Consider the following 8325-nt stretch of genomic DNA (forward strand, 5'->3'; position numbering starts at 1 on the left):
GCCTCTGTTGCTGGACAATCAAGGGAATCTCTCGGGAAAAGTGATCGCCGCCTCTGGCTTAACCCGAGTTTGACATGCGAGGAGGACATCCCCAGTGCTGGTTATTGGAAACAAGGTCATCTATCCGTGTCACGGCCCATGTCTTGTCAGCTCGATCATCAACAAGGTCGTTGGTGAGAGCCCGATGACATTTTATCAACTCGTCGTTCTTGATGATTCTCGAGGAACGTTGCTCGTTCCAGTAGACAAGGCCCAGGCTGTGGGCATCCGGCCGCTGTTGAACAGGCCCGAGATTTCACAGCTTCTGGATCAGCTAAAGAAACCTTCCACGGCATCCACGGATCGCAGGCAGCGCGTCCGGGACAACTCTAAACTGCTCTTATCAGGATCAGCATTTGATCTGGCCGAGATTGTCGAGTCACTGACCGAGATGATTGAAACGAAGCCGTTATCATTTGGCGAGCGCGGTACGCTCGAGCGGGCGAAACGGCTACTGGTGTGCGAGGTATCGGAAGTGATGGGAGAGACAAAGCAAGAGGCCGAGCTACGGATTGACCAGGCTCTCGTCGCGCGAACAAGAACTAAAGCTTACGCTGCTTAACGGCGAGACCGCCGTATTTCCTGGGCGAAGAATTCTCTATACGCCTTTTCACTCACAGCGACATAGAGCTTTAGGTCGGGCTCAGTTGCCTCAAGCAAGTAAAGATAGATGTCGTATTGGCCAAGGGCTTCTTTCAATTCCTGCAGCTTGGAAGCGCCACTAAAGGTCTTTTCAAACTGAGAGACATCGAGCCAACTCAGCGGGCCTTAGTGTTTGGAGCGGCAATCTCGAACATCGAAGATTTCAGCTCGATATCTGGTGGAATGAGTTCCGAAGGCATATCCGGAATCTTTCGCCACTCAGCGACAAAGGATTTGAGTTCATCAATCCTTCCTATCGGGCCTCCGAATGGCAGCATCTTAAACAGGTTGTTACGCTGTGTCTCAGTGACGATTCCCCGTTGAGCACCGTGCATCATCGCTTCAAACCACTTGGTAAATGGATTCAAATGATTCAGCAGAACTAGGTACAATCGCCACGCTGAGCTATGCTGACCGCCCACGTTTGTCCGAAAAATGGCAAAGCCCACTGCGTCGGTATCCTGCAAAGCCACCAAGTTGTAAGGATAGTCTGGAATGCCAATAGGTAGCTGGCGACCTAAGCCCCGAGACCAGTCTAGAGCGAAAACCTCTTCGCTAAGCCAGAGCATGCCATCAATATGACGGTTATGAAAGAGAGGTGCACAAAATTTCCGCGCAACAAAATCGAAATCGGCACTTGTGATGACATTGCCAGTACTGGCCGAAGCTGACGCTTCCAACGACATGTTCTCTACCTCATTACGCACGCTCAATTCCCACAGTTGATTGCGATGGAAGTACGATCTGAACGTGGGCAGTGCTTTGAACTGCTCGAATGATAACAAGACGCGCCGACCTTCAACATAGACCGGGATCAACTCATTTACAGAGCTCCATAGCGAACCGGGCGAATCGATGTCTGATTTATGAAGGAAGTAAACGGCGTCTGCTAGTCGATTCTTGTATTTCCAGCCCTCATTTGATTTTGCTAGATTGGAAGTCTTGAGGTGCTCTGTAAGCAACTCCTCACGGCGAGACACGATCTCAGCTAGCTGACTTGTGTCGTGTTGCTGTTGCAGAGATTTCCGTGAAAGAGTCGGTCCGATTCTTCCTCTATAGTCAACTCGCGCGCTCATTTGGGCTGGGCCGCCCGCATCGCCTGTCACGGCGATTCCGTGCATGCACACAGAATTGTTGGGTACTCGTATGGGTTCCGACAGCGGATGCTTGGACGATCCCCAAGATGCTCTCTGCGCCTCAGCCCAAGACTCTCCCTTTTCATCTGTATACGTCAAAACGTAGATTTCGCCTTCTATACCCGTTCGATTTATTGGGAAGGCCCTTATAGCGAAGCTTGCTCCCTCTTTGGTGACATCAGGCACCTCGCGCACGAAATCATCAGCTCCCTCCGCTCTAAGAGTCGTAACTTTGCCCAAGGCGTCTATGGCTATCGGAAACTCAACACGTCTACACCACATTGAAGCCAAGCTGGTGAGTTGGTTGAGCGCCATAGGCATCCGAAGCTGTACTTCTATTCGAGTTCCGTTAGTCGTGCGCGCGCCCTTTTCGATCAGCAAATAGTTCTTCGGACCTTTCAGAGTGAGGCGTAGGGGACCGTCGTTGCTTCGCGATGTCGGCTTATAGGTTTCGACAATAACGTGGTCACTAACTGCGAAGACTGAAAGAAAACCCAGTCCAAAGCGGCTGGTCGGAACAAAACGAAATTTGCGTCTGAACTCATCAGTCGTATAGAAAGAACGCCCGACTTGCAGAAAATACCGCTCTATCACCTCAAGGTCCATTCCTATCCCACAGTCTTCGACGCTGAGAGAATAGACTTTCTCCAACTTCTCAGATGAGGGATTGACGACATCTTTCAGACTCAATGTAACACTTACGGGATAGTTGATTCTGATGCCCTCTTCAACTTGGGTGGGGTATTCGGGTCGTTCAACTCCAATCTTGTCCAAATCAAGGTACATCTGGCTACGGTTAGCATCTAAGCCATTTTGGATTAACTCACGCACAAAGGCTTCGGGTAAGTCGTAAAGATCATAAATCAATCGCTGAAAGATCGCTTTTTGATCTAGCTCGAAAGTCCATCTACGAAAAATGTAGTTCGCATCGTTTGCCGAGACGATCTTGATTGTCGATTCGCTATCGTCTCCAAGCTTCGCCCTCGGGGGTTTCCAACTGCTGTGTCTAGGCGCGTGAGCCATTAGAGTCGCCGCCTTTTCGATCTCGTTGACTATCCAAGAGCACCAGTCCTGTAACAATCTATGCTCTTCCTGATTTTGGCATTTCGCCCGTATCTCGATTTGATCTGGAGTGACCGCAAATTGACTGATCCTCTGATACTGAGTCCAGTGGGCATAGCTGTCGGCCGGAACTGGAGACGCAGGATTTAGGAGCAGCGGGCACGCCCTATCGCTTGACATATCGAGCAGGTCACCAAGTCTGAGAAGGATTGCCATGAATCGGACGTTGACCTTCTCGCCCCGGATGTCCCTTAGCTCAGGGTATTCCTCGCGGTCTTCAAGCTCGTCGGTGCTAAGTCCATGACCAACGCAAACGCGCTCAATGGTTTCTTGTAGCATCGGGTGGTCAAAGGCGAAACGACCCAATAGCGACGGGAATTGCTGGATCACCTTTGATGCGCGAATATGATGTTCTCTGCGAATAAACTCTGCGACAAGAAAGCGTGTTTGGAGGTCCGCGAGAAAATTGCGAGCAGTGTCATCGGGGATGTCTCGACTATAGCGAATTGATTGGACGAGGGTCCACTGTTCCCGTCTCCATTCTTCGCTTGAGATCCAACTCCTCCACCTATCAGAGTTCAATATCTCCAGTTTTTCCTGGTCCGAAGTTACCATCCCGGAGTCATGGAGATACGCTGATGCAACCAAAATGTACGCTTCAACTCCTGAGAGGCTTACCTCTGGCTCCAACAACTCATCGTCTCTAAATAACAATCTCGAAATCTGTAGCACTATCTCATCGCTGTGCTGAATCGTGTGCCTTGTATAGTTAGGAAAAGTCTGCGGAATGTAATTGAGCCAGTTCTCCAGAACCTCACGGAGTTCACAGACCTTACCGTAGTAGGCTACATCCTTCTTCTTGAGATAGGATGTCAGTGGGGCGAGTGGCGGCTCCTTAATCATGAACCTCCGAAGCGTAACTCATTCAAGTACAACTGGCGTCCAGGCACTAAGCCCGCCTTAGATTTCTTCTGAAGGCACAAAGAGAACAAACGCGACTTCAGTAACGTGATAGGCCTAGGATGCCGTCAACAACATCATCAACCTGCGGGAGAATCTCATCCTCCAGCTCCGGCGCGTAAGCCACAAATGTATCAAGCGCCGCCACCCTTCGAACCGGCGCGTCGAGATGATCGAACAACTCATCGGCTATCCGCGCCGCGATCTCTGCGCCGTAGCCCCACGCTTCTGTGTCTTCGTAAACGACCAGCGCTTTGCTCGTCTTCTGAACCGACTCGCTGATCGTCTCCCAATCGTAAGGGCTCAAGCTGCGCAGGTCGATCACCTCCGCGCTGATCCCCTGCTCTTCTTGGACCTTCTTAGCCGCAACCAGCGAACGGTACACCGTCGCGCCGTAGGTGATGATCGAAACGTCTGAACCCTCGCGCACCACGTTAGCTTTTCCGAACGGGATCATGTAGTCGGGGCCGGGATAAGCGCCCTTGTTGTGAGTCTGACGATAGAGATGTTTGTGTTCGAAAAACATCACCGGATCGTCCGAGCGAATCGCCGTACGCAACAGGCCGTTCGCATCGAGCGCGTTCGAGGGCATCACTACTCGCAGGCCCGGCGTGTGAGTGAACAGGACCTCGCTGCACTGGCTATGATAAATCGCACCGCCCTTCAGATAGCCGCCGATCGCCACCCGAATCACCATTGGGCATTTGAACACGTTGTTCGAGCGCCAACGTAGCAGCGGCACTTCGTTTCGGAGTTGATGATAAGCCGGCCAGATGTAATCGAAGAACTGAATCTCGGGCACCGGCTTCAAGCCGCGCGTCGCAAGCCCAACAGACCGCCCGATGATGTTGGCTTCGGCCAGCGGCGTGTTGAACACGCGCGCGCTCCCGAATCGGCGCTGGAGATTGTAAGTGACTTTGAAGACGCCGCCCTTCCCTTTCACTTGTTCGATGTATTCTTCGCGGCTGCAATCTGCGATGTCTTCGCCGAAAACGATTATGCGCTCGTCGCGAGCCATCTCGTCGTGAAGGCAGGCGTTGATCAGATCGAGCATGGTTTTGGGGGCGCGAGTATCTTGCTCGGTGGCAGGCGGGACGCCTGCGCTCCCAGGGGTGTCGAAGTCTTTAGACGCCGGATCGACATCGGGCGAATAGACATACAGCAACGCGGTTTCTTTCGCCGGCTTGGGAGCGGCGATGGCTTCATCGGCCGCGCGGGTTACTTCGTCGTCCACTTCCTCGGCGATGCGTTTGATCTCATCTTCGCTGGCCAGGCCTTCGCCGATCAGAAACGCCGGAAACGTTTTCGTCGGGTCGTGTCGCGTTTCATCTTCCAACTCTTCGACACAACGGTACTGCTTCTCGTCGTCCGATTGAGAGTGCGAGTATGGACGGATCACGTGAGCGTGAACCAGAGCGGGCCCGTTCTGCTCGCGGCAATACGCGACAGCTCGCTGCATCGTCTCGTAGCTTGCCATCGGGTCGCAGCCATCCACTTCTTCGATGAACAGGTTCGGGAATCCAGTGACGAGTTTCGATATGCTGCCCCCGGCCGTTTGCACCTCAACCGGGACCGAGATCGCGTAGCCGTTGTCTTCGATCAGGTAGAGCACCGGCAGCTTCAAGTTGCACGCAGTGTTAAGCGATTCGAAGAACTCGCCCTCGCTTGTCGTCCCCTCGCCGGCCGACACGTAGACGATCGCGTCCGGTTGATAGCCGTCAATCAGCTTCGCCGGATCGCCGATCAACTCGGCTCGATAAGCCGCTTCCGCGCAACCGACTGCTTGCAGGAATTGAGTGCCAGTCGGCGACGATTGCGAGACGATGTTGAGCGCCTTGCTGCCCCAGTGGCTTGGCATCTGGCGTCCGCCGGAGCTTGGGTCGCTGGCCGCTCCGGTTGCTTGAAGCAGCATATCGGTGGCGCTCATACCGAGCGCGAGGCACAGCGCGCGATCACGATAGTATGGATAAAACCAATCGTAACCCGGCTTCATCGCAAGCGCTGCGGCGACCAAAACAGCTTCGTGGCCCGCGCCGGATATTTGAAAGTAGATTCTGTTCTGGGCTTTGAGCTGTAGCTCTTTGTCGTCGATCCGCCGAGACATGCACATCAACCGATAAATCTTGAGCAGCGTCTCCCGATCCAGCCCGTGGTGTTTTTCGACTTCCGCTTGTGCAGCCATGGACCCTCCAAATTGCCGATTGCCAATTGCCAATTGCCAAATGCGGATTCCGGGAGTCTTCTTGAATCCGAAATCGGCAATCGGAAATCGGAAATTACTTCACTGTTGCTGCCGAAGCGGGGCGATACTCAACAATGTGACCCGCTATGGCGGAGGCGGCCACCGTGTAAGGCGAAGCCAAATACATCTGCCCCGGTCCGCTGCGGCCGGGAAAGTTTCGATTCTGCGCGCTGATCACCACCTGCTGCTTTAAGGTGGTCACGCCCGGACCCGCGTTGATGCAAGCCCCACAGCTCGGCTCGATCATGTTGGCTCCGGCCTCGCGCAGCACATCAATGTAGCCGCGCTCCTCGCAATGCTGTCGTACTTCAACCGACCCGAACTGAATGAAGCACTGAACGTCAGGATGAACTCGCTGCCCGCGGGCAAGCGCTTCGCGGAACACCCGCACGTACATGTCCAGATCTTCCTTCTTACCGGCAGTGCACGAGCCTCCATAAGCGATGTCAATCTTAACCGGCTCCGCGAGCTCGTCGACGAAAATTCCGTTGCCGGGATCGCCGGGCGTCGCGATCATCGGACGAAGCTCGTTTGCGTTGATGTCGATAGTCAGCGAGTACTCGGCGTCGGGATCGCTTGTCATTCCTTCGCACATACGTTCGGCTTCGGCGCGAGGGATGCCGCGCTCGACGAGGAACTCGACGGTCTTCTGATCGGCGCCGACGATGCCCGTGAAGGCTCCGACCTCGGCGGCCATGTTGGTCATCGTAGCTCGTTCGTCGATGTTGAGATCGGCAACCGCTTCGCCGGTGTATTCAACTATCTGGCCGATCGCGTCGCCGTTTCGCACAAAGTCGGTGCGAAGAATCGCAAGCATGAAGTCCTTCGCGGTGATGTTGTCAGGCTTGCGTCCCGATACGCGAACGCGTACCTGCTCGGGCACGCGCACGCGAACATCTTTGGTGATCCACGAGTTGAAAATGTCAGTGGTACCGACTCCGAACGCGATCGCGCCGACCGCTCCCGAGTGTGGCGTATGCGAGTCCGAACCGATAATGATCTGGCCCGGCAGCGCGTAGCTTTGCAGTATCACGCTGTGACAAATGCCCTCGGAGCCCTGCCGATCGAGTTGCGCGCCGTGCAAGCGAATGCCTTGCTTCTCTGCAAAAGCCTCCTGTTTGCGGACAAGCTCGTGCGCCAGATCGAGCAAGCCCGCCGCCTTGCGCTCGGGCGGCATGACGTCGTCGAGGAAGGTCAGGTGGTCCTGGAAAAGGTAAACCGATGACGGATCGTTGATCGGTTCGTCGCCGACCAGGCTTTCATAGAAGATCGCGGCCATCGGAGTGACGTACTCGTGGCTGAATCGGATGTCTGTCCCTACGAATCCGGCATCGCCGGGTTTGACCGCTTCGACGCCGACCTTGCCCTTCGAAAGATCGACGACGAAGTGACGCGCAAAAATCTTCTCGGCCAACGTCATCGGCCGGCGCTCGGTAGTGATCGGCGGAATCGAGGTCTTGCCTTGAAGCCTGGCGACGTTGAAGGGGAACAGGCCGCCGTACTCGATGATCTGCCGGGTGATTTCATCTTCGCCCGCAGTGAATTCTTCGAGCGGGATCTCGTCGCCGGCGGCGACTCGCCGGATCAAATCGAAGTTGGTCGAGGTCAGCAAGCCGAGGTTCTGGCAGTTCTGCTGGTAGATTCGCTCGTGGTTTTCGGCGATTACCAACCGGATGCCGGCGGCGATCTCCGCATAAGGCGAGGCTTCGCGGCTCGATCCTTTTCCGCGCCGCTTGCCGGAGACGGATGCTATGAAGCCGCCGTTCTTGACGTCGTTACGCTTTACCGGGAACTGGTCGCCGCACTTCAGTCCAAGATAGATGAACTCGCCCAGGGTTTCGTCGAAGTAGTAACAGATGTAAGCCGGGGTCATCTCGTCAGTCGAGATGTCACTGCGCAGGGCCGGGATGTTTTCCGGGTCCAGGTCGGCTCCTTCGAGTTGCGATCTTACGAGTGCGGGATCTTCGGCTAGAAAAAGGATGCGGCCTTTGAGTTGAACTTTTGATGGGCGCTTTTCGACATTGCGATTGAGAAGGCTTTCGATCATTCAGGATTTCCCTTTAAGCAAGATTGTAAATGTCATCTTAACCCGTGAGTGAGCCAACCGCCAATCCTGGGAGCGCAGGCGTCCCCGCCTGCCTTCAACTAGTGACTTGTACCGGGCATTTCGCGAGGAATCAAATCGACAAGGAATCCGTGCAAATCCGTCGAATCAGTGTCATCCGTGGTCTATGCGTTCGGAAG

At 54.5% G+C, this 8325-nt stretch carries 5 protein-coding genes; 1 reads left to right on the forward strand and 4 read right to left on the reverse strand.

Annotation, left to right across the window (positions count from 1 at the left end; all coding sequences use genetic code 11):
* The first annotated feature begins 94 nt into the window (after positions 1–94).
* Entirely contained in the window at positions 95–601 is a 507-nt protein-coding gene (locus AABO57_15785) for a CarD family transcriptional regulator (GenBank protein ID MEK6287201.1), read from the forward strand.
* On the opposite strand, the gene AABO57_15790 is transcribed toward AABO57_15785, so the two are convergent.
* The 4 genes from AABO57_15790 to AABO57_15805 all read right to left on the reverse strand — a co-directional run bounded on the left by AABO57_15790 (position 598) and on the right by AABO57_15805 (position 8128).
* Positions 598–801 carry an element excision factor XisH family protein gene (locus tag AABO57_15790; GenBank protein MEK6287202.1) on the reverse strand — a complete coding sequence of 68 codons (204 nt, stop codon included), beginning with the start codon at positions 799–801 and terminating at the stop codon, positions 598–600. The genes AABO57_15785 and AABO57_15790 overlap by 4 nt on opposite strands.
* The gene (locus tag AABO57_15795; GenBank protein ID MEK6287203.1) at positions 798–3782 is read right to left on the reverse strand and encodes a hypothetical protein; all 2985 of its coding nucleotides are present in this window, start codon (positions 3780–3782) and stop codon (positions 798–800) included. Before AABO57_15795 ends, AABO57_15790 begins: the two co-directional genes overlap by 4 nt.
* Before the next feature lie 97 nt (positions 3783–3879).
* Positions 3880–6021, reverse strand: coding sequence for a dehydrogenase E1 component subunit alpha/beta (locus AABO57_15800; GenBank protein MEK6287204.1), 2142 nt, complete (start codon positions 6019–6021; stop codon positions 3880–3882).
* 94 nt (positions 6022–6115) lie between these two features.
* On the reverse strand, positions 6116–8128 hold the full coding sequence (locus AABO57_15805) for an aconitase family protein (GenBank protein ID MEK6287205.1): 2013 nt from the start codon (positions 8126–8128) through the stop codon (positions 6116–6118).
* Between the last annotated feature and the right edge of the window lie 197 nt (positions 8129–8325).

Source organism: Acidobacteriota bacterium (assembly GCA_038040445.1).
Taxonomy (GTDB): Bacteria; Acidobacteriota; Blastocatellia; order UBA7656; family UBA7656; genus Onstottus_A; species Onstottus_A frigus.